This is a genomic window from Oceanisphaera pacifica, from assembly GCF_017498065.1.
In the GTDB taxonomy this organism is placed as follows: Bacteria; Pseudomonadota; Gammaproteobacteria; order Enterobacterales; family Aeromonadaceae; genus Oceanimonas; species Oceanimonas pacifica.
The window spans coordinates 120246-141356 of the sequence record NZ_JAGDFX010000001.1; the positions used below are offsets into that span (position 1 = coordinate 120246).

13 protein-coding genes are annotated in these 21111 nt (G+C 47.3%); 4 read left to right on the forward strand and 9 right to left on the reverse strand.

Annotated features, from left to right (window positions below):
* Positions 1-171 precede the first annotated feature (171 nt).
* From acnB to J3U76_RS00610, 9 genes are all read right to left on the reverse strand, one after another.
* On the reverse strand, positions 172-2769 hold the full coding sequence (acnB, locus tag J3U76_RS00570; RefSeq protein WP_208003727.1) for a bifunctional aconitate hydratase 2/2-methylisocitrate dehydratase: 2598 nt from the start codon (positions 2767-2769) through the stop codon (positions 172-174).
* A gap of 585 nt (positions 2770-3354) precedes the next feature.
* The gene (locus J3U76_RS00575; RefSeq protein WP_208003728.1) at positions 3355-5622 is read right to left on the reverse strand and encodes a patatin-like phospholipase family protein; all 2268 of its coding nucleotides are present in this window, start codon (positions 5620-5622) and stop codon (positions 3355-3357) included.
* Between the two features lie 196 nt (positions 5623-5818).
* Positions 5819-7690, reverse strand: coding sequence for a HAMP domain-containing methyl-accepting chemotaxis protein (locus tag J3U76_RS00580; protein WP_208003729.1), 1872 nt, complete (start codon positions 7688-7690; stop codon positions 5819-5821).
* A 212-nt stretch (positions 7691-7902) separates the two neighbouring features.
* Entirely contained in the window at positions 7903-9327 is a 1425-nt protein-coding gene (gene lpdA, locus J3U76_RS00585; RefSeq protein WP_208003730.1) for a dihydrolipoyl dehydrogenase, read from the reverse strand.
* Between the two features lie 149 nt (positions 9328-9476).
* The gene (aceF, locus tag J3U76_RS00590) at positions 9477-11369 is read right to left on the reverse strand and encodes a pyruvate dehydrogenase complex dihydrolipoyllysine-residue acetyltransferase (RefSeq protein WP_208003731.1); all 1893 of its coding nucleotides are present in this window, start codon (positions 11367-11369) and stop codon (positions 9477-9479) included.
* 10 nt (positions 11370-11379) lie between these two features.
* Entirely contained in the window at positions 11380-14040 is a 2661-nt protein-coding gene (gene aceE, locus J3U76_RS00595) for a pyruvate dehydrogenase (acetyl-transferring), homodimeric type (RefSeq protein WP_208003732.1), read from the reverse strand.
* A gap of 64 nt (positions 14041-14104) precedes the next feature.
* The gene (pdhR, locus tag J3U76_RS00600) at positions 14105-14866 is read right to left on the reverse strand and encodes a pyruvate dehydrogenase complex transcriptional repressor PdhR (protein ID WP_208003733.1); all 762 of its coding nucleotides are present in this window, start codon (positions 14864-14866) and stop codon (positions 14105-14107) included.
* Between the two features lie 397 nt (positions 14867-15263).
* A complete protein-coding gene (gene nadC, locus J3U76_RS00605) occupies positions 15264-16106 on the reverse strand; it encodes a carboxylating nicotinate-nucleotide diphosphorylase (RefSeq protein ID WP_208003885.1) in 843 nt (280 codons plus the stop codon).
* A gap of 113 nt (positions 16107-16219) precedes the next feature.
* On the reverse strand, positions 16220-16732 hold the full coding sequence (locus J3U76_RS00610; protein WP_208003734.1) for a retropepsin-like aspartic protease family protein: 513 nt from the start codon (positions 16730-16732) through the stop codon (positions 16220-16222).
* Between the two features lie 209 nt (positions 16733-16941).
* Between J3U76_RS00610 and ampD the strand changes: the two genes are divergently transcribed.
* From ampD to J3U76_RS00630, 4 genes are all read left to right on the forward strand, one after another.
* Entirely contained in the window at positions 16942-17496 is a 555-nt protein-coding gene (gene ampD, locus J3U76_RS00615) for a 1,6-anhydro-N-acetylmuramyl-L-alanine amidase AmpD (RefSeq protein ID WP_208003735.1), read from the forward strand.
* A 164-nt stretch (positions 17497-17660) separates the two neighbouring features.
* The gene (locus J3U76_RS00620) at positions 17661-18092 is read left to right on the forward strand and encodes a pilin (protein ID WP_208003736.1); all 432 of its coding nucleotides are present in this window, start codon (positions 17661-17663) and stop codon (positions 18090-18092) included.
* A 3-nt stretch (positions 18093-18095) separates the two neighbouring features.
* The gene (gene pilB / locus J3U76_RS00625) at positions 18096-19793 is read left to right on the forward strand and encodes a type IV-A pilus assembly ATPase PilB (protein ID WP_208003737.1); all 1698 of its coding nucleotides are present in this window, start codon (positions 18096-18098) and stop codon (positions 19791-19793) included.
* Positions 19794-19852: 59 nt separating this feature from the next.
* Complete coding sequence (locus J3U76_RS00630; protein ID WP_243453964.1) at positions 19853-21067, forward strand: type II secretion system F family protein; 1215 nt, start codon at positions 19853-19855, stop codon at positions 21065-21067.
* The last annotated feature ends 44 nt before the right edge of the window (positions 21068-21111 follow it).

Consider the following 21111-nt stretch of genomic DNA (forward strand, 5'->3'; position numbering starts at 1 on the left):
CACATTTTTGTGAAAAAGTTCCTGCTATAAAAAAATAAAAACGTACGTTTTGCGCAACAAAACCGTCCGAATGAAAATGACCATTACAAAGGCGATATCTAGAACGGATAGAAAGCATAAAAAAAGCCAGCCCTAAGGGCTGGCTTTGATAGTTAACCGATTTTGAGCTGATTAGACCACTTGCTGAAAAATAACCGTGTCGGCTTTTTCTACGTAGTTGTCTAACTGGTCAAAGTTTAAGTAGCGATAAGTATCGGCGGCAGTGGCGTTTAACTGCTCGGCATACTCTAAGTACTCGGCAACCGTTGGCAACTTACCGTGAATAGCAGCAACGGCAGCCAATTCAGCTGACGCTAAGAACACATTAGCGCCCTTACCTAAACGGTTCGGGAAGTTACGAGTTGAGGTAGACACTACAGTGCTGTTATCTGCAACCCGGGCTTGGTTACCCATACACAAAGAACAACCTGGGGTTTCGATACGCGCGCCTACACGGCCAAAGATACCGTAGTAACCTTCGTCGGTTAGTTGGTCTTTATCCATCTTAGTCGGTGGAGCAACCCATAAGCGAGTCGGTAACTGACCGCTATATTTATCCAGTAACTTACCTGCTGCGCGGAAGTGACCAATGTTAGTCATGCACGAGCCAATAAAGACTTCGTCAATCACTTCACCTGTCACTTCAGATAACAAGCGAGCATCATCAGGGTCGTTTGGCGCACACAGAATCGGCTCTTTGATTTCACTCATATCAATTTCTAATACGTGAGCGTATTCAGCATCGGCATCGGCTTCCATCAATTCTGGATTAGCCAGCCATTCTTCCATGCCTTTAATACGACGCTCTATGGTGCGACGATCACCGTAACCTTCACTGATCATCCACTTCAACATGACAATGTTAGAGCTTAAGTATTCCGCTACCGGCTCTTTATCTAGCTTGATGGTACAACCCGCAGCAGAACGCTCGGCAGTGGCATCAGCAAGTTCAAACGCTTGCTCAACTTTTAGCTGTGGCAAGCCTTCAATTTCTACCACGCGGCCTGAAAATTCATTAATTTTGCCCGCTTTAGCTACCGTTAATAGACCATTTTGAATGCCATAATAGGGAATAGCGTGCACTAGGTCACGTAGGGTAATGCCTGGTTGCATTTCGCCTTTAAAGCGCACCAATACCGACTCTGGCATATCCAGTGGCATCACACCGGTGGCCGCAGCAAACGCCACTAAGCCTGAGCCCGCTGGGAAAGAAATCCCCATCGGGAAACGGGTGTGCGAGTCACCGCCGGTACCCACGGTATCGGGCAGCAACATACGGTTTAACCAAGAGTGAATTACACCATCACCTGGGCGCAATGAGACACCGCCACGGTTCATAATAAAATCGGGCAAGGTGTGGTGGGTGTTCACATCAATCGGCTTAGGGTAAGCCGAGGTATGACAGAACGACTGCATGGTTAAATCGGCGGAGAAGCCCAAGCACGCTAAGTCTTTTAACTCGTCACGGGTCATGGGCCCAGTGGTGTCTTGAGAGCCGACCGTGGTCATCTTAGGCTCGCAATACTGATTAGGACGCACCCCTTTCACACCGCATGCTTTACCAACCATTTTCTGGGCAAGGGTAAAGCCTTTGGTCGATTCTGCTACTGGCGCAGGACGTTTAAAGGCGTCAGACACGCCCAAGCCTAATGCTTCACGGGCTTTATCTGTTAAGCCACGGCCAATAATCAGCGGAATGCGGCCACCGGCACGCACTTCGTCTAATAACACGTCGGTTTTTAGGCTAAAGGTGCTGAGCACTTCATCGCTGTTATGAACACAAATTTTACCTTCATAAGGGTAAATATCGATAACATCACCGGTGTTAAGCTTATCTACATTACACTCAATGGGCAGCGCACCGGCATCTTCCATGGTGTTAAAGAAGATAGGAGCAATTTTATTACCAATACAAATGCCGCCACCGCGTTTGTTAGGCACAAACGGAATGTCGTCACCCATGTGCCACAGCACAGAGTTAGTCGCAGATTTACGGCTTGAGCCGGTACCCACAACGTCACCCACATATACCAATGGGAAACCTTGCTCTTTTAATGATTCCAGCTCTTTAATGGGGCCAACCACGCCATCTTTATCGGGTACAATACCATCACGAGCGTTTTTCAGCATAGCTAACGCATGCAAAGGAATATCGGGGCGTGACCAGGCATCTTGTGCAGGGGATAAGTCATCGGTGTTGGTTTCGCCTGATACTTTAAATACCCGCATGCTGATTTTCTCAGCCAGTTTTTCGCGCTCTAAAAACCATTCGGCATCCGCCCAAGACTGCAATACTTGTTTGGCAAATTCATTACCGGCTTTCGCTTTTTCTTCTACGTCGTGAAACGCATCAAACATCAGCAGGGTGTGGCTGAGTGCCTTAGTGGCAATGGGGGCTAACTCAGTGACGTCTAGCAACTCAATCAGCGGTGCTATGTTATAGCCGCCCTGCATGGTGCCCAACAGCTCGGTGGCTTGTGCGGCAGACACCACGGGTGAGCTCACTTCACCTTTGGCAACAGCGGCTAAAAAGCCGGCTTTTACATAGGCGGCTTCATCTACACCCGGTGGAATGCGGGTTGATAACAATTCATAAAGGAAAGATTCTTCACCAGCGGGAGGATTTTTCAGTAATTCAACTAAGGCAACAACTTGCTCTGCGTTTAGAGGCTGTGGAACCACACCCTCTGCAGCACGTTCTTCGACGTGTTTACGATAAGCTTCAAGCACGACAGTATCCTTTTATTATCATTCGCCATATTGGCGGAAATATTCTTGTTCGGGGTTGGCATTAAGGGCTTAAACCTTGTTGTCAACAACCCTAGCGGATGTCGTAACAGTATATAAGTTTTAACGCTCAATTAAAATCTAGCCCCTTCAGCCTTTAGTCAAATACGAGATTAAGTCGATGTATTTTAGTGCTGTTTAGCGCATTTATGTCGATTAAATCACACAAACAACTCATTAACATTATCGCAGACCCAAAAGGGGAGCTGTAAGCGATCAGCTGTCAGCGCTCAGCGGTAAGCTGTCAGTTAAAGACAAACCAGTGTGGTTTTTTCGTACAACGGTTGGCGTAAAGCGTATGGCTGTTTGTTGGATGGATTGCCGCGTCGCTACGCTCCTCGCAATGAACGGCATAAACAAAGCGGTATGTTTAACGCTGTACGCCATACGTTCAAGATAAACACCGGTTTGGGTTTTTCGTAAAGCGGTAGGCGTAAAGCGTATGGCTGTTTTTCGGCGTATGGCTGTTTTTTGCGGCTTACAGCTGCCCAAAGGGCTACAGAGCCTAAAGCTAGCTCTGGATGATGGTTAAAAGCTAAACAGGTTACCAAAGTAGAGATAGACGCTGCTCTTATCCGCTTCGCCTTGCCCATACGCCAGATATAAAGGGCCCCAGTTGGTGTCTACTCCAATAAAAAGACTGCCAGCGGTAACGGCTGAGCTCCAACTCACATCAGCGCCTTGGTTCCATACTCCGCCTCTTTCTAGTGAACCACCTAAATAGACAGGTGAGCGAAAAGCGCCAAAGTTATTATCTAACCAAAGATAGTGATAAAGCGCCCCCACAAAACCACTGTAACGACCACTAAGCTGATCGCGCTGATAGCCAGATAAATTAAATAGCCCCCCTAAGCTTCGGGCAAAAACAGGGACTTCTTGCTCGGCACTTGAGCCGCCCAGTGCCAGTTTGCCAATTAAAGTATGGCGATTAATCGAATAAGGGCGCAGCAACTCTAACTCGTAGTCGATACCCGCAACACGGCTATCTTGATCATTAAATGCGAGAGTATTACGAAAGTAGCCCAGCTTAATCTCGGCCGCCGCCCCTGTTGAGGGGAAGAATACATTATCTAGCGTGTCGTAACTAAAACGTAAATAAGGGCCAAGGGAATCCACATCCAGCTGTTGATCGAGATTACGAGTCTCAAGATCCCCAACTAAGCCTTGTACCCCCAACGCAAGTTCACTCCAAGGTTTTAAGTTATAGCCCAACTCGGTATTTAAACTCCAGGTGGTGTAATCAACGTCTAAGCTGGTAAGTGGGCGAAACAGATCATATTGCGGATCATGGCTATCAAAAAAGAAGCTGCGCTGACGTTGTTCGTACTCACCGCGTAATTTCCAAAAAATATTAGCGTCAGAAATAATGGGCGTATACAGCTCTGCCGCCAGCTGTTTATTACTGCCAAAGGTCGTTTCTAGCAACCACTCTCCACCTAGCTGGTTAAAGTTAGTGCGGCGAAACTGTGCACCAATTTCATAATTTGAGCGACGAGTAAAATCGTCTTCTAAGGCAAACTTTAAGTCAATAAACCCAGGCCCCCAGCCCTTTTCGCTGGCTTGCACCGTTAGCACTTGCTCGCCACTTTGCTCATCTATGCGATAGCTCACCCGCTCAAAGGCGTCTAGCGCATAGAGCCTGCGTATACCTTCTTCAAGATCTTCGGTTTGGTGAAACTGCCCAGGCACTACTCCCAATACATCACGAATGCTTTGCTCGCTAAGCTGCGACTGATTATTTACTTCCACTCTATCTAGGTAAATTGCGTTAGAGCGTTGCAGTTGCGATCGCTTGTCGAGTTTCTCTGATTGATACGCAAAGTAATCTTGTTCGCTTAACGATAGTCTCTGTAATTGCGCTAATACCGCTTCGGCAGCCTGCTCACCACGGCGAATAGCTTCGGGCATCAGCTTAAAGTCGCTCACGCTAATCCCCTCAATCACAGGGCTTAATAGCACATCTTGCTCTTGTAATAAGGCTATTTGACGATCGGTACTAGAGCGAGTTAAGTAATTAGTCAGCTGGCTGACCATAGCCAGAGCACCATCTAGTTGTTCTCGCGATAACATGGCATCGCCAATATCGACCGCAATAATAATGTCAGCTCCCAACTCTCGTGCCACATCAACCGGCAGATTATTCACCACGCCGCCGTCAGCCAGTAGACGGCCATCAATTTCGACCGGTTGTAATACTCCTGGTATCGACATAGAGGCTTGCATAGCTGTGGCTAAGTGCCCTTCTTTTAATACAACAGGAGTAACGGTTTCCATATCGGTGGCCACTGCACGAAACGGAATAGGGAGACTGTCGAAACTGTGTAAGCCAGGCAGGTTAAGAGTACTGCTGCGCAGTAAAGCGCCCATGGCTTGACCTTGAAAAAAGCCCCCTGGCAAGCTGAGTTGCCAGTTTTGATTAATGCCGATATCGGTGCGCAATAAAAATTCATCATTTTGACGCTTACGACGCAATGACAGCGCTTCGCGACCGACTTTGTCTTGATAGCCCTGATCCCAGTCTAGGGTAAGCACCTTTTGCTCTAGCTCGTCGGCACTAAGTCCCAAGGCATACATGCCTGCCACATAGGCCCCCATACTGGTACCAGTGACAATATCAACCGGAATTCGCAGTGCTTCTAATGCCTTGATCACTCCAATATGCGCTGCCCCTTTAGCCCCACCACCGCTGAGCACCAAGCCTACTTTGGGACGCGAGCTCAATTCCATTTCAGCCGTATGTGCATAAGCAAAGCCCGCATTAAGGCACAACAGCAAACATAACAGGTAACAGCGCATGATGACGGCAACTCAAGAATAACAAGGAAGACTATTGTAAGGGGGAATGGCAAGAAGTGATAGCTGAACTAAAGATCAGCCCCGAGCGCCCGGCGCCAAGCTAAACAAAGGACGAAACAAAAAAACACCGGCCTGTTTAGGGACCGGTGTTTTGTTTTTAACTGGCAGCTTAAGGCTGACCGCTACGCAGCCAGCGTTAGGGCAGTTGAAACCGACTCACTAAACGCTGTAACTCACTACCTTGACGAGCTAACTCGGCACTGGCGGCGGCCGTTTGCTCGGTGGCCGCAGAGGAGTGTTCGGCACTTTCACGAATAGTAAATACTGAACGGTTAATGTCTTCTGCAACCGTGCTTTGTTCTTCTGCCGCAGTAGCAATTTGGCTATTCATTTGCTGAATATCTGACACCGAGCTGGCAATCGCATGAATCGACTCACCAGCCTCGTTGGCAATCACCACTGTCTCTGAGGCCATAGTGGTGCTTTCGTTCATCATCACCACTGACTGTTGCGCTTTACTTTGTAAGTTGGTGATCAAGGTTTCAATTTCAGAAGTTGCCTCTTGAGTGCGCTGTGCCAGTGTGCGAACTTCATCGGCCACCACCGCAAAGCCTCGACCTTGCTCACCGGCACGGGCCGCTTCTATGGCTGCATTCAGTGCCAGTAAGTTAGTTTGTTCAGCTACACCTTTAATTACATCAAGAATACCACCGATATTTAAACTCTCAGCTTCTAACTGATTAATGCTTTGCAGTGACTCTTGAATATCATCAGACAACTTACCTATTTGACCAATGGTTAAGGTCACTTTTTGGTTGCCGTCGTTGGCTTCACTGTCGGCGGTACGGGCTGAGTCAAAGGCGGTTTCTGCATGACGAGCTACCTCTTGTACCGTGGCCGCCATTTCATTCATGGCAGTCGACACTTGCTCAAGTTCCATACGTTGCTGATTAACCCCATTGCGACTTTGCTCAGAAACCGAAGACAGCTCTTCTGCAGAGGTGGCGATAAGTGTTGAGCTTTGGCGTAAATCCCCCACCAATTGACGTAAACTTAGGGTCATGATCTGCATTTGATCCATGAGCTTACCCAGTTCGTCTTTACGGTTGTGAGTAATGTCTTGTGAAAGATCACCCTCGGCAATACGATTCGCTTGCGTCACTAACAGGCCCAGCGGATTAACAACGCCACGCGTGATCATAATGGCAAACAAGATACCCATCGCCAAACCAATAAGGGTGACTAAAGCAATAATAAAATTAGCCTGGGCGCTGTCTTTCTTCATGTGGTTTTGCTGTATTTCTAACAATGCTTCAGATGTACCGGCAATGCCAACTGCTTGTTTAGTAATATGTTTATCTGTGGTTTCTAAATTATCAATTATCTCGACTACCAAAGCTTGATGCTGTTGATACTGCTTAATTTCGCTCAGTATGCTGCGAATATCTACATTAGATTGCAACGCGAGTCGCCCCTCTAACGTCTTAATTAAACGCGTCAGTCTACTAGTAATATCATCGGCCAGATCGAGTTTACGGCTTAGCGCGTAATCTTTTTGATCTAAACGCACTTTTACAAATTGCTGTACCCAGTTAAAGGCTTGATCTTCTCGTCTGCTGAATCGTTCAAGTCTTTGCTGTATAGAGCTACCAAGCACATTTAGATCGTCTAAGGTTTTATAAAAGCTGTCATTTAGCTTAACCATATTCTCTAACTCGGTATCATAAATTTGCGTACCAGTTAGGATCTCTTGGGTCATAGCTTGATCTTTCGCTTTAGTTAACAGCGTCTGAAATTCTTGTGCTGCTTCGCGGGCTTCATCAACATGAGCTCTGGCCTGCTCAAGCTGCTGGGGATCATTGTTCAACATGTAGTTTTTTTGGAAGAATCGCGCCTTACTTACTAGTAAATCAATTTCACCGGCGCGCTCTAATTTGTCTGAACGTTCTAATACCGATGACAGCGCATAAAAGCTCACCACAGCCGTAATTAATGTGGCTACTAATACTAAAGCAAACCCTAAGGTAAGCTTGGCTCTAACACTTAAGTGACCTAGTTTAGATAACATCTTTATTCCCCATACCCTTTGGTCAGTTTCCTATTCATCCGTAGCGCACCACATCAAACAAGCTACAAATGAGGCTTTGTCATACCTTTATTTATCCTAGAAGACTTTGCTCACTTTTACTAATCCTGATGCTAAGTTCTGCATGCTACAGCACATTAGCAACAAAAACGCCCAGCTTAAGCTGGGCGTTTAAATTTATCAGTTAAAGAAGCTTACTTCTTTTTGGCTTTTGCGTTTGGCATATCGGTAATAGAACCTTCAAATACCTCGGCGGCCATCCCCACAGATTCATGCAGAGTTGGGTGAGCATGAATGGTCAATGCGATATCTTCAGCATCGGCACCCATTTCAATAGCTAAACCAATTTCGCCCAATAGCTCACCGGCGTTAGTACCAATTGTGGCACCACCCAATACGCGGTTGGTTTCTTTATCGAAAATCAGTTTAGTCATACCAAAAGCAGAGTCAGAAGCGATAGCTCGTCCTGATGCTGCCCATGGGAAGCTGGCCACTTCAACCTTCAAGCCTTGCTCTTTGGCTTCTTTCTCAGTGACACCTACCCAAGCAACTTCAGGTTCGGTGTAGGCGATGGAAGGGATCACTTTAGGATCAAAGTAATGCTTCAGGCCTGAAATCACTTCGGCTGCAACGTGACCTTCATGCACCCCTTTGTGTGCCAACATAGGTTGACCCACAATATCGCCGATGGCGTGAATGTGTGGCACGTTAGTACGCATTTGCTTATCGACGCGAATAAAGCCGCGCTCATCCACTTCAACACCGGCTTTTTCAGCATCGAGCAGTTTACCGTTAGGTACACGGCCAATGGCGACTAATACGGCATCGTAAACTGTGGTTTCGCTCTCGCCTTTCTTGTCTTCCATGGTTACGTGAATGCCATCATCTTTGGCTTCAACAGCAGTAACCTTGGTTTCTAACTTGAGGTTGAACTTATCTTTCACCTGTTTGGTGTAGATCTTGATCAAGTCTTTATCAGCAGCAGGAATAACTTGGTCGAACATTTCAACCACGTCAATCTGAGAGCCGAGCGAGTAGTATACAGTGCCCATTTCTAGGCCGATAATACCGCCGCCCATGACCAACAGCTTTTCAGGTACTTCACGCAATTCTAGTGCGCCTGTTGAATCCCAAACACGCGGATCTTCGTGCGGAATAAACGGCAACTGGATCGGACGTGAACCCGCAGCAATAATGGCGTTATCAAAGTTGATGGTGGTGTTACCTTCTTCACCTTCAACTTCTAGGGTGTTAGCACCCGTAAATTTACCGTAACCGTTAACCACTTTTACTTTACGCATTTTAGCCATGCCACCCAAACCTTGGGTAAGCTGACCAATAACATCGTCTTTGTGGTTGCGGATTTTATCTAGATCGACAGTCGGCTCAGCAAACGTAACGCCGTGGCTGCCCATCATTTTGGCTTCTTCCATTACTTTAGCGATGTGCAATAACGCTTTAGAAGGAATACAACCTACGTTTAAACATACCCCGCCTAGAGTTGAGTAACGCTCAACCAATACGGTTTCTAGCCCCAGATCGGCGGCACGGAAAGCAGCTGAATAACCGGCAGGGCCTGAGCCCAATACCACAACCTGAGCTTTAACTTCTTGACTCATGGTGACCTCTATTATGATTTTTAGCCCCGTTCAAGCGCTGGCTGCTAAAGCCTAGACTCAATACGACCACACAAATGAAACGAGCTAAAGTTTACTGTTCTGTATTAGAAAAGAAAGTAAAAAGGCGGGCAAATGCCCGCCTTGTCACATTAAAGGGCTAAACGACGAAGGTCATTTAACACACCACTTAGCGTGGTAATGAAACGAGCACCATCGGCGCCGTCAATCACACGGTGGTCATAAGACAGAGCCAGTGGCTGAATTAAGCGAGGCTCAAATTCTTTACCGTTCCAAACTGGCTTAATGCCTGATTTAGATACGCCCAAAATAGCCACTTCAGGTGCGTTCACGATAGGCGTGAACTGAGTGCCACCAATGCCGCCTAACGACGAAATAGTGAAACAACCACCTTGCATGTCGGCGCCTTTCAGCTTGCCTTCACGGGCTTTCTTGGAGATTTCGCCAAGTTCAATGGCCAGATCACGAATGCCTTTTTTGTTAACATCGCGTACTACAGGTACAACCAAGCCGTTTGGCGTATCAACCGCTACACCAATGTGGATGTACTTCTTCATGATCAATGACTGTTCGTCGTCTGATAATGAAGAACAGAACTTAGGATACGCTTCTAAGGTTTTCGCAACCGCCTTCATGATGAAGATCAGCGGAGAAATCTTGTAACCCAGCTTCTGCTTTTCAGCAATGGCGTTCTCCGATTTACGGAACGCTTCCAGCTCTGTGATATCAGTTTCGTCAAACTGCGTAACATGAGGGATTTTAACCCAGTTACGGTGCAGGTTCGGACCCGAAATCTTTTGAATACGCGTCATGGCAACTTCTTCAACTTCACCAAACTTGGCAAAGTCTACTTTTGGCCAGGCCAGTACCGACATACCACCGCCAGCAACGGCAACACCCGCAGGTTGACCCGCAACTTGCTTGATAATGCCTTTAACATAGCCTTGTACGTCTTCTTTAAGAATACGGCTCTTAGGACCGGTTGCGGCAACCTTAGACAGGTCGACACCAAATTCACGGGCCAAGCGGCGTACCACAGGCGTGGCATGTACATAAGCGTTGTTTTCAACAAACTCGCTTTGTGCAGCCGGAGCAGCTGGCGCTGCTTGTGCTTTAGGTGCCTCGGCTTTAGCCGGTGCAGGTTCAGCAGCAGGCGCTTGCGCTTTAGGCGCAGGGGCGGCTTCTGTTACTTCAAATACCATCACTAATGATCCGGTATTAACCTTATCACCTACGGCAATCTTAATTTCTTTAACTACACCAGCAAAGGGTGCAGGTACTTCCATGGCCGCTTTGTCGCCTTCTACGTTGAGAATCGACTGTTCAGCTTCAACAGTATCACCAACAGCAACCATAACCTCAGTGACTTCAACTTCGTCACCGCCAATGTCAGGCACGTTGACATCTTTAGCTTGGGCCGCAGCAGGAGCCACGGGGGTCGCTGTAGGTGCAGACTCAGCAGGAGCAGAAGCAGCAGATTCGCCCGCCACTTCGAAAACCATGATTTGTGAGCCAGTTTTCACTGTATCGCCCACAGCAACCAAGATTTCAACGATTTTACCGGCAGCAGGAGACGGAATTTCCATAGAGGCTTTATCGCCCTCTACGCCAATCAGCGTCTGCTCTTCTTCTACCACATCGCCCACTGCAACGTTGATTTCGGTGACTTCAACGTCGTCGTCACCAATATCTGGCACAGCGATTTCTTGGCGAGAAGCACTGGCAGGTGCAGCACTTTCTGCTTTGGCAGCAGGGGCTTGTTCTTGCTCAGCTGGGGCGGCAGCGCCGCCCTCTTCCGCTTCAAAAACCATGATTAATGAACCGGTATTAATACCGTCACCAACAGCTACTTTAATTTCTTTAACCACACCCGCGCTTGGGGCCGGTATTTCCATGGAGGCTTTGTCGCCTTCCACGGTGAGTAGTGACTGCTCTTCTTCTACACGGTCACCTATGGCCACCATGATCTCGGTCACTTCTACCTCGTCTGCGCCGATATCTGGCACCAGAATATCTTTAGACATGTATTACCCCTTATGCGTACAGCGGGTTGATCTTATCAGCGTCGATACCGTACTTCTCAATGGCATCAGCAACTACTTTTTTGTCAATCGTGCCTTGTTTGGCCAACTCATTCAGTGCAGCAAGTACAATGTAGTGCTTGTTGACTTCAAAGTGACGACGCAAGTTATCACGGCTGTCTGAACGACCAAAACCATCAGTACCCAGTACTTTATAGCTTTCTGACGGCATGAAGGCGCGAACTTGTTCTGCGTAGTTCTTCATGTAGTCGGTGGCCGCAATGGCAGGCTCGCTACCCATTACTTGAGCGATGTAAGGTACACGCGCTTCTTCAGTTGGGTGCAGCATATTCCAACGCTCAACGTCTTGACCGTCACGGGTCAGTTCGTTAAATGAAGGCACACTGTATACGTCAGAACCAATACCGTACTCTTCAGACAGAATAGCCGCTGCATCACGCACATCAGTTAAGATTGTGCCTGAACCCATTAACTGAACTTTACCTTTATCACCCGCAACTGTATCTAGCTTGTAGATACCCTTACGAATACCTTCTTCTACGCCTTCTGGCATAGCAGGCTGATGGTAGTTTTCGTTCAGCGTAGTAATGTAGTAGTAGATGTTCTCTGGGTTCTCGCCATACATACGACGTAGACCGTCTTGTACGATAACCGCTACTTCATACACGTAGGTTGGATCGTAAGTGATACAGTTTGGGATAACGCTCGCTTGAATATGGCTGTGGCCATCTTCGTGCTGTAGACCTTCACCGTTTAGCGTAGTACGACCTGACGTACCACCAATCATAAATCCACGGGCTTGTTGGTCACCGGCAGCCCAGCATAAATCGCCTACACGTTGGAAACCGAACATCGAGTAGTAGATGTAGAACGGGATCATCGGGAAGTCGTTGGTGCTGTAAGAAGTAGCAGCCGCTAACCATGAAGAAGTTGCACCCAGCTCGTTGATACCTTCTTGCAGGACCTGGCCTTTGATGTCTTCTTTGTAGTAAGCCACTTGCTCACGGTCTTGCGGCGTGTATTGCTGGCCGTTCGGGCTGTAAATGCCGATTTGACGGAACAGACCTTCCATACCAAAAGTACGAGCTTCATCGGCCAAAATTGGCACAATACGCTCACCAATGGACTTGTTCTTGAGCATAATGTTTAAGGCACGCACAAAGGCCATGGTAGTAGACACTTCACGCTTTTGCTCACCCAGCAAAGATTCAAACTCAGACAGCTCAGGAATTTCCAACTGTTGAGTTGATTGCTCTAGGCGCTGTGGCACGTAGCCTTTAAGGGCTTTACGGCGCGTGTGCAGGTATTCATACTCACGCGTGCCTTCTTTAATCTCGATATAAGGCAAGTCAGCAATATTGTCATCGCTTACTTCTAGGTTAAAACGGTCGCGGAAGTGTTTAACTGCCGACATGTCCATGTTTTTAACCTGGTGGGCAATGTTCTTGCCTTCAGCCGCGTCACCCATGCCGTAACCTTTGATGGTTTTGGCAAGAATAACGGTTGGCTTACCTTTGGTTTCGGCAGCGTTTTTGTATGCAGCATACATTTTAGCCGGATCGTGACCACCACGATTAAGAGAGAAAATCTCTTCGTCGGTCATACCTTTAACCAACTCGAGCGTCTCTGGGTACTTACCGAAGAAGTGCTCACGAACGTAGGCGCCATCTTTAGACTTAAAGGTCTGATAGTCACCATCTACGGTTTCGTTCATTAGCTGTACTAGCTTGCCGCTCTTATCTTTCTCGATAAGTTCGTCCCAACGGCGGCCCCAAATCACCTTAACCACGTTCCAGCCAGCACCGTTAAAGATACCGTCTAGCTCGTCGATAATTTTACCGTTACCAATAACAGGGCCATCTAAGCGCTGTAGGTTACAGTTGATGACGAAGCACAGGTTGTCTAACTTCTCACGAGCCGCAATGGTGATCACACCCTTGGACTCTGGCTCATCCATTTCACCGTCGCCTAGGTAAGCGTATACGCGCTGCTCAGAGCAGTCTTTTAGGCCACGGTTTGTTAAATACTTTAAGAAACGTGCTTGATAGATGGCGTTTAGTGGACCCAAGCCCATAGATACGGTAGGGAACTGCCAAAAGTCAGGCATCAGTTTCGGGTGCGGATAAGAAGGAATACCTTTGCCGTCTACTTCTTGACGGAACATATCCAACTGATCAGCCGTTAAACGGCCTTCTGCAAAGGCACGGGCGTAGATGCCTGGCGAGATATGACCTTGGAAGAATACCAAGTCACCGCCGTCTTTTTCGTTAGGCGCGCGGTAGAAGTGGTTGAAGCCCACTTCGTACATGGTGGCACTGGACGAATAAGAGGCCATGTGACCACCTAAGTCCAAGTCTTTTCTTGAAGCGCGCAGTACGATCATCACTGAGTTCCAGCGGATAATAGCGCGGATACGACGTTCCAGATCCCAGTTGCCCGGATACTCAGGCTCGTCTCCAGACTTAATGCTGTTTACGTAATCTGAGTGGGCATTTCTGGCCACAGCAACACCGGATTTAATGGCTTTCGTGGTGAGACGCTCATAAATATATTGTGCGCGCTCAGGTCCTTCTTGACGGATCAACGATTCAAGAGAGTCTAACCACTCTTGAGTTTCTATTGAATCCACATCATTATTCAGGATATCAGACATGGCTGTTTCCTATCTCGTTTGGGGCACCTGCCCATGGGTTCATCATTGCCGAAGGCATTGTTTGTTATTCTTGCTGTCGATTTCGACGCAAAGACCGCTGAATGCGGCTTTCTTCGCGCTCAATGTTAAGCAAGGTTTCTTCAATAAAGGCCAAGTGCTCATGACAAGCGTCTCTGGCCTGCTCCGGCTCGCGTGACAGTATGCATTGGATTAAATTAGCGCGATGCACTCGTATTTTTTCCACCATACCGACGCGCCGGTTTAAAATTTTGATATTGCGCAAAATACTCGACTCTAGCATCGGCTGAATGGCTCGCAACAAGTGTAATAACACCACGTTGTGGGCCGCCGCAGCGACCGCAATATAAAACTCGGCAGCGGCTTTGGCTTCAGCTGGCAAATCGCCCAGTTCTTGAGCTTGAACGATAGCCTGTTGCGCCTCACGAATGATATCAAAGTCAGCTTCATTACCACGCATGGCAGCATAAAACGCAGAGATACCTTCCATCGTATGACGAAACTCTAACAAGTCATATTGTGACTCAGGATGCTCCGCCAATAATTGAAACAAGGGGTCAGCTAACCCCTTAGTTAGGGCATTTTGCACATAGGTGCCGCCACCCTGACGTCGAGATACCAAACCTCTGGCTTCTAACAGCTGAATGGCCTCTCGTACCGAAGGACGCGATACCGCGTACTGTTCGGCAAGCTCACGCTCTGGCGGCAATCGCTGACCGGGCTGTAAGCTACCTTCTACTATCATCTGCTCTATTTTTGCAGCAATAGTATCGGCGAGTTTAGGCTGTTTAATACGCTGATTCGACATTTAATCCGTCTTAATATTGGTAAGACCAATTTACACTGTTAAAAAAAGGTATCATTACGCAGATAAAATGTCCAATAAATTAATATCAATTGCACACAATAGCCGATAAATTAACCAGAGGCTAGACGTCGAAACAAAGCTATCAGCCGTAAGCTGTCAGTTAACCCAAAAAAGAAACACCAAGACACGCCACGGTTGTTATCAGTAACTGCTAGCTTCAAGCTGATGGCTGTCTGTTAGATGGATTGCCGCGTCGCTTCGCTCCTCGCAATGACAGCGAAATACAGCGCCGAGCGCCCGGCGCCAAGCTTAAAGCAAAAAACCGGTGTTTATCTTTAGCTTGGCGCTGAGCATTGGTTTTATCCTTAGCTGATCGCTGACGGCTTACAGCTATGTTTTACCCTGCCACTCGTAGTGAGAGATCGAGTGCTTGTATGTGTTTGGTAAGGGCACCTACCGAAATAAAGTCGACACCGGTGGCGGCAAAGTCGGCAATGGTGCTAAGGGTAACGTTACCCGACACTTCTAATTGCGCACGGCCACCACTCATGGCAACGGCGCTGCGCATGTCTGCTGTGGTGAAATTGTCGATCATAATAATATCGGCACCGGCATCGAGCGCCAGCGCCAGCTCGTCTAATGACTCGACTTCTACCTCAACCGACTTCTCGGGTTGCAAGCGGCGCGCTTCAGCTACGGCTTTATCAATTCCCCCACAAGCAAAAATGTGGTTTTCTTTGATCAAATAAGCATCATAAAGCCCCATGCGATGATTAAGACCACCGCCACAGGTCACCGCATATTTAAGCGCATGGCGTAATCCTGGTAGCGTTTTTCGCGTATCTAATAACCGACACTTGGTACCTGCTAACTGGGCAACATAGCGCTGAGTGACCGTTGCTACCGCCGACAGGGTTTGAATAAAGTTAAGCGCCGTGCGCTCTCCTGTCATAATGGCGCGCGCAGGGCCAGTTAGTGTTAACAGTCTTTGATTTTCCACTACCGCATCACCATCGGCCACCTGCCAGTCTAGCGTCACCTCGCCCCCTAATTGCAAAAAAGTTTCATCTGCAAAAGCCCGACCACAAAAAACGCCCGCTTCTCGAGTAATTAAATGCGCGGTGACCTGTTGTTGCTCAGGCAACAATTGAGCGGTAATGTCTCGAGTGGGGTCTAAGGTGCCACCTAGGTCTTCACTTAGTGCGGCGGTCACATTAAAACGAACTTCTTTTTCTAACATTGAGTGTGCTTGCTCAGCATTATGCATTGTTCTTCAACCTATCATTGACTGTTTATCGTTAGCTCGTAATAGAGCCCTCAGCTATCAAGCTAAATACGCCTATTCTCTGCCCCTTAACGGCGGATGATCATCTGCCCTTCACGTTGGGTTAATTCGAATTGGCGCAGTACATTCATGCCTAATAGCACCTCATTGCTGTCGGCAGGCATAATCACCGCACTCACATCCTTTAAAGTAAAGGGCCCTAAAGACAGAGAGTTAATCCGCGTACGATACCCTGTTACTCTGCCCGCCGCAGTGTTGAGCTTAATCGGCTGACCTAGCGCCAGTGCGAGCTCATCGGCGAGCCCCTCGGGAACCGCCACTAAAGAGGCGCCGGTGTCGAGTAAAAAGACCACCGCCTTATTATTCATTTTACCATTGGCAAGATAATGCCCGTGGCGGTTTTGTTTAAGCACAATACCTTGACGACCTTGTTCATTTACAACCTGCACTTGCTGGTTAGGGTTATGGCGACTATCGGCTCTTTGTTGAAAGTACCAAGTCAGTAATGCCAGTGCCAGCCCCCAAGCCAGTAACCACATAATAGTGCCTAAACGGCGCTGCATCTTAACTTCATTACTCATCAAGTCGCCCCTTAAGTAGGCATATCACCTTATATGCTCCACTACGCTGTTGCTTTAGCTTAAGCAGTATCGTTGTTATGCCCTCTTTAACAACAAATAACCTAATGCAGATGGCGCATTCGCTTGCTCATTTACCATTAAGACTCTTAGTATACTGCCAAGCTCGTTCTTATATATGCCCATTTTATATCTACCCATTAGGTATCAATATGACTCACACCCCCTCACTCACCCTTGGTGACGATCATTGGCTTAGCCCTGCGCGCCATTGCCCCTCACCTCATTATGATGAAAGACCCGGTGGCGAAGTGTCGCTGCTAGTGGTACACAGCATTAGCCTGCCCCCAGCACAATACGGTGGCCCCTATATTGATCAGTTGTTTTTGGGCACGCTAGATCCCGATGAAGACGCTTATTTTGCCCAAATACATCAACTGCGAGTCTCGGCGCATTGCTTGATCCGCCGAGACGGCGAATTAGTACAATATGTCCCTTTTAATAAACGGGCGTGGCATGCTGGGCAATCCAATTTTAATGGTCGCGAGCGCTGCAATGATTTTGCGATTGGCATTGAGTTAGAAGGAACAGATACCGACACCTTTACTAAGGCGCAATATCAGCAGCTCATAACAGTCACTCGCCTCTTACAAGCGAGATATCCAGCTATTACAACGCAGCATATTGTGGGCCACAGTGATATTGCCCCAGGCCGTAAAACGGATCCCGGATCTGGCTTTAATTGGGATTTTATAGATGAGGTATAAAATAAATTCAGCACCTAGCTAAAAGTAGAGCGCTAAATGTAACAGTGCGCCTTTAAATGAATGGCTATTTATTCGCCAACTTGGGGTTTCATTGCTATACCTTAATGCAGGACTCTTTCACCATTCTAGCGCTCTAATCTGCTTTATCAGTCAAGGATGACATTATGAAAAAGCATGTAACTTACCTTGTAAATAACGGCTTTACGCTAATTGAATTAATGATAGTCGTCGCTATTGTGGCCATTTTAGGCGCCGTGGCTTTGCCCAGCTATCAAACCTATACCAAACGCGCCAAATTTACCGAAGTGATTGCTGCCACAGGGCCGGCTAAAACCGCCATTGAGATTTGCCAACAAACCGAGGGCACAGACTGTACCGCAGCAGGTAGCAATGTATTACCATCGACTTTTGATAGTTTAGTCAAAGATATCACAGTCACGGCGACTAATAATGCAAACGCCGCAGGCCCTTGGATTATTACTGCAACTGGCACCAGTGTTGTGGATGAAGAAACCTTTATTCTAACGGGTACCATTAACAACAACCGCATTACCTGGCAAAAAACAGGCACTTGCTCAGCTGCAGGCTTGTGTTGAATTATGGGCGGCTTACAGCAATATAGCGGCTTAGCTAGAAGCCTGTTAGAGACTTCACAGCTCACTGCTAAGCAACTGGAGCAAGCCGTTACGCAAGCGGCTCAAGAAGTTAAGCCCTTGAGTCGAGTATTAGTCGAATTACAATTATTATCGAGTGAACAGTTAACGCAGTTTTGTAAACAGACCTATCATTTGCCCGTCTTTGATTTAAGCAATACCCAACCCAGTGCCTTACCCCCACAATACCTGAGTATGGATCTTATTGAGCGCCACTGCGCGCTACCGCTTTTCTTAAAAAACAATATTTTATACTTAGCACTGTCTGATCCGACGAATATGGCGGCATTAGATGACTTTAGCTTTCGCTTTAACCTGATAACAGATGCCCAACTGGTGGATGAAGCGCAGCTGGCATTACTGCTTAAGCAACTGCAAAAAGGCGAGAGCAGTCACCTCATCGATCTTGAACAAGTAGAAACAGACGATCTTCATCACTTGACCCTTACCGATGAAAATCAGCAAAGTTCACAAGGCAGCCAAGATGATGATGCCCCCATAGTGCGCTATATCTATAAGATTATGTTAGAGGCCGTTAATTGTTTCGCCTCCGATATTCACTTTGAACCTTATGAGCGCTTTTACCGTATTCGGTTTCGCATCGACGGCCTATTACACGACTTTGCCTCAGCCCCCATTAGTTACGCTAACCGCTTTGCCGCACGCCTTAAAGTGATGGCGCAATTAGATATCTCTGAGCGGCGCCTGCCACAAGATGGACGCATAAAATTACAATTGCCTCACCATAACACCATAGATATGCGTGTAAGCAGCTTACCCATTCAGGCCGGTGAAAAAATTGTACTGCGTTTACTCGACAGCTCCGCCATTAAATTAGACATTAACCAACTGGGCTTTAACGAACAGCAAAAACAACTGTATTTAGCCGCGCTTAACCAATCTCAAGGCATGATTTTAGCCACAGGCCCCACAGGATCAGGCAAAACCGTCTCGCTATACACAGGCTTAAGTATTCTGAATACAGTGAGTGCCAATATTTCAACCGCAGAAGATCCAGTCGAGATCATTATGCCTGGCATCAATCAACTACAAGTAAACCCTAAAATTGGCCTGAGCTTTGCCCATGCGCTACGTGCTTTTTTACGACAAGACCCCGATATTATTATGGTGGGAGAGATTCGTGATTTAGAGACCGCAGAAATTGCCGTCAAGGCGGCTCAAACAGGGCATTTAGTGTTATCGACCTTACACACCAACTCCGCCACCGAAACCTTAACCCGCCTGAGTAATATGGGACTGGCCGCTTATAATATCGCCTCGTCTATCAATATTATTATTGCCCAGCGCTTAGCTCGAAAACTGTGTCCACACTGCAAAAAGCCAGAATTACTTAACGCACAGCAACTTACACAATTAGGAATAGACGTAGCAGACACACAGACGATTTATCAGGCGAACGGTTGCCATTTATGTACCGATGGCTACAAAGGCCGGACCGGTGTCTATGAAGTGCTGCCGATGAATAGTGAGCTGGCCGACTTAATTATTAAGGGCGCTGACTCACTGACCCTTGCCCGTGCAGCACAAGCTGCCGGTCTGCTCACTTTAAGACACGCAGCCCTTAATAAAGTACAAGCCGGCATCATCAGCCTAGCAGAAGCCAATCGTATTACTGATAAGTAACGCATTATCAGTAACCGGCTTACAAAAACAGTCAAGTATCGCCAATAATGGAGGAAAAGATGGGGGATAAAGATCATACCTATTATTGGCAAGGCATTAATCCACAAGGGCAAAAAGTTAGTGGTGAGGCGCAAGAAGCCAGCTTAGTGGCGATAAAATATCAGCTGCAACGCCAAGGTATTAACATTATTAAGCTAAGGCGCCAGCGAGAGAGTCTATTACACCGCTATCAACACAAGATTAAAGCCAAAGATATTGCGGTGATGAGCCGCCAACTGGCGACTATGCTAGGGGCTGGTGTACCTTTAGTGAAAAGCCTACAACTGATAGCTCGATCTACACCTAAGCAGAAAATGCAGCAATTGATTAATCGCTTAGCGTTAGATGTCGAAAACGGCACACCATTATCGAGTGCACTCACAACCCATCCTCAGCAATTTAGCCGCCTATATTGCAACCTTGTGCAGTCTGGCGAACAAACTGGGGCACTTGATCATATTTTTGAACAAATTGCCCTGTATCGAGAAAAAGCAGAACAATTAAAATCTAAAATTAAAAAAGCGTTATTTTATCCCAGCATGGTGCTATTGATTGCAGGTATCGTTACCGCCATTTTATTGCTGTTTGTTATCCCCCAATTTGAGGATATATTTGCAAGCTTTGGTGCCCCATTACCGCTCTTTACTCAGTGGGTGATCGCTGTGTCTCGCGCGCTACAAAACCACTGGCTAAGCATGATTATCGCTATCGCCTTAATGGTGCTACTTTATCAACGTGTATGGCGTTACTCCCCCCGAGTTCGTCATCTTAGTGATCGGCTGTTATTAACGCTGCCGATAATAGGCAGCATTTTACGCAAAGCCGCTTTAACGGGCTTTGCTCGTACCTTAGCCACCACCTTTGCGGCCGGCATTCCCTTGGTTGACGGACTGTCTGCAGCGGCCGGCGCTTGTGGTAATCGTATTTATCGAGATGCCACACTGCAAATACGCGAGCAGGTTATTGTAGGTATGCCCATGAATGCCGCGCTGCGCGCCACGCAGTTATTTCCAGATATGGTGATACAAATGGTCACCGTAGGGGAAGAAACCGGCGCCATAGATAGTATGATGAGTAAAGTCGCCAGTATTTATGAGCAAGAAGTGGATGATGCAATCGCTGGATTGACCAGCTTAATTGAACCATTAATGATGTTGATATTGGGAATATTAGTGGGAGGCTTAGTCATTGCCATGTATCTTCCTATCTTTGATTTAGGTAATGTGATCCGCTAAAGGCTTATTATTCCTAAGGTTTAACTCAAGCTGCTCGCTATCGC

Bases quoted from the DNA above. Each gene is read 5' to 3' on its own strand.
- lpdA (WP_208003730.1), bottom strand. From the start codon at position 9,327: ATGAGTCAAGAAGTTAAAGCTCAGGTTGTGGTATTGGGCTCAGGCCCT.
- J3U76_RS00580 (WP_208003729.1), bottom strand. From the start codon at position 7,690: ATGTTATCTAAACTAGGTCACTTAAGTGTTAGAGCCAAGCTTACCTTA.
- J3U76_RS00575 (WP_208003728.1), bottom strand. From the start codon at position 5,622: ATGCGCTGTTACCTGTTATGTTTGCTGTTGTGCCTTAATGCGGGCTTT.
- pdhR (WP_208003733.1), bottom strand. From the start codon at position 14,866: ATGTCGAATCAGCGTATTAAACAGCCTAAACTCGCCGATACTATTGCT.
- nadC (WP_208003885.1), bottom strand. From the start codon at position 16,106: ATGTTAGAAAAAGAAGTTCGTTTTAATGTGACCGCCGCACTAAGTGAA.
- aceE (WP_208003732.1), bottom strand. From the start codon at position 14,040: ATGTCTGATATCCTGAATAATGATGTGGATTCAATAGAAACTCAAGAG.
- aceF (WP_208003731.1), bottom strand. From the start codon at position 11,369: ATGTCTAAAGATATTCTGGTGCCAGATATCGGCGCAGACGAGGTAGAA.
- J3U76_RS00630 (WP_243453964.1), top strand. From the start codon at position 19,853: ATGGGGGATAAAGATCATACCTATTATTGGCAAGGCATTAATCCACAA.
- pilB (WP_208003737.1), top strand. From the start codon at position 18,096: ATGGGCGGCTTACAGCAATATAGCGGCTTAGCTAGAAGCCTGTTAGAG.
- ampD (WP_208003735.1), top strand. From the start codon at position 16,942: ATGACTCACACCCCCTCACTCACCCTTGGTGACGATCATTGGCTTAGC.
- J3U76_RS00610 (WP_208003734.1), bottom strand. From the start codon at position 16,732: ATGAGTAATGAAGTTAAGATGCAGCGCCGTTTAGGCACTATTATGTGG.
- J3U76_RS00620 (WP_208003736.1), top strand. From the start codon at position 17,661: ATGAAAAAGCATGTAACTTACCTTGTAAATAACGGCTTTACGCTAATT.